At 66.9% G+C, this 1360-nt stretch carries 1 protein-coding gene; it reads left to right on the plus strand.

Annotation, left to right across the window (positions count from 1 at the left end; all coding sequences use genetic code 11):
- Nucleotides 1–65 precede the first annotated feature (65 nt).
- On the plus strand, nucleotides 66–1360 hold a 1295-nt coding region (locus tag P3G67_RS35690), incomplete at its 3' end, for a beta-ketoacyl reductase (protein ID WP_449343270.1).

Raw genomic sequence — 1360 nt, forward strand, 5'->3', positions numbered from 1 at the left:
CTGTCTCGGATAGTGCTGGGGATCGGGTTGATCAGCGGTTCTGGGCGTCGGTGGAGCAGCGGGATGTGCGGGCTTTGGCGGGGGAGTTGGGGGTTGATAGTGGTGTGGTCGCCTCGGTGATGCCGGCTTTGGCGTCGTGGCGTGTTCGGCAGCGTGACGAGCGTGTTGTGGAGGGCTGGCGTTATCGGGAGGCGTGGAAGCCTTTGGGTGGTGCGCACAGCCTGTCGGGTCGGGTGGGGTCTGGGCGTTGGCTGGTGGTGGTTCCGGAGGGGTTGTGTGGTGATGCCTGGGTCGCGGCTGTGGTGGGGGCTTTGGGCTCGGGTGGGGTGGTGGTGGAAGACGGTGGTGTGGGGTGTGCCGGTCTTGCTGAGAGGTTGAGGGTTGCGGCCGAGGGTGTGTCGGCTGAGGGTGTGTCGGTGGCGGGTGTGGTGTCGTTGGGTGCGGCGTTGGCGTCGGAGGTGATGGCGGGGCTGGTGTCGACGGCTGTGTTGTTGCAGGCGTTGCAGGACGCGGGGCTGGCTGTTGGGTTGTGGGTGGTGACGCGGGGGGCGGTGTCGGTCGGGGGTCGTGATGTTGTTACTGCTCCGTGGCAGGGTGGGGTGTGGGGTCTGGGCCGGGTGGCTGCTTTGGAGCGGCCTGCTGTGTGGGGTGGCCTGGTGGATCTGCCTGAGTTGTTGGACGGGCGCTGTGCGCGGGGGTTTGCCGCGGTGGTCTCGGGTGTTGTGGGTGAGGATCAGGTCGCGGTGCGCTCGTCGGGGTTGTTCGGGCGTCGGTTGGTGCATGCTCCGGGGTCGGGTTTTGGTGGCTCGTCGTGGGTGACGTCGGGGACGGCGTTGGTTACTGGTGGCACTGGGGGGTTGGGGGCGTATGTTGCCCGGTGGCTGGTCGAGCGGGGCGCGGAGCATGTGGTGTTGCTGAGCCGGCGGGGGCCGGATGCTGAGGGCGCGGATGTGTTGCGTTTGGAGTTGGAGACTGCTGGTGCTCGGGTGACGGTGCTGGCGTGTGATGTGGCTGATCGGCAGGCGCTGGCCGATGTGGTGGCGGGTATTCCTGAGGAATGGCCGTTGCGGGCGGTGGTGCATGCTGCTGGTGTCATGGGTGAGAGCGTGCCTGTGGCGTCGATGGGTTTGGGGCAGTTCGAGGAGCTGTTGCGGGGCAAGGTTGATGGGGCGCGGTATCTGGATGAGTTGACGCGCGGGCTTGATCTGGATGCGTTTGTTTTGTTCTCCTCGGGTGCGGCGGCGTGGGGTAGTGGTGGTCAGGGCGGGTATGCGGCCGGCAACGCTTATCTGGATGCTCTGGCTGGGTATCGCAGGGCGCAGGGTGGTAGGGCGACCTCGGTGGCGTGGGGTTCGTGGGA

Source organism: Streptomyces silvisoli, assembly GCF_029269905.1.
GTDB lineage: Bacteria > Actinomycetota > Actinomycetes > Streptomycetales > Streptomycetaceae > Streptantibioticus_A > Streptantibioticus_A silvisoli_A.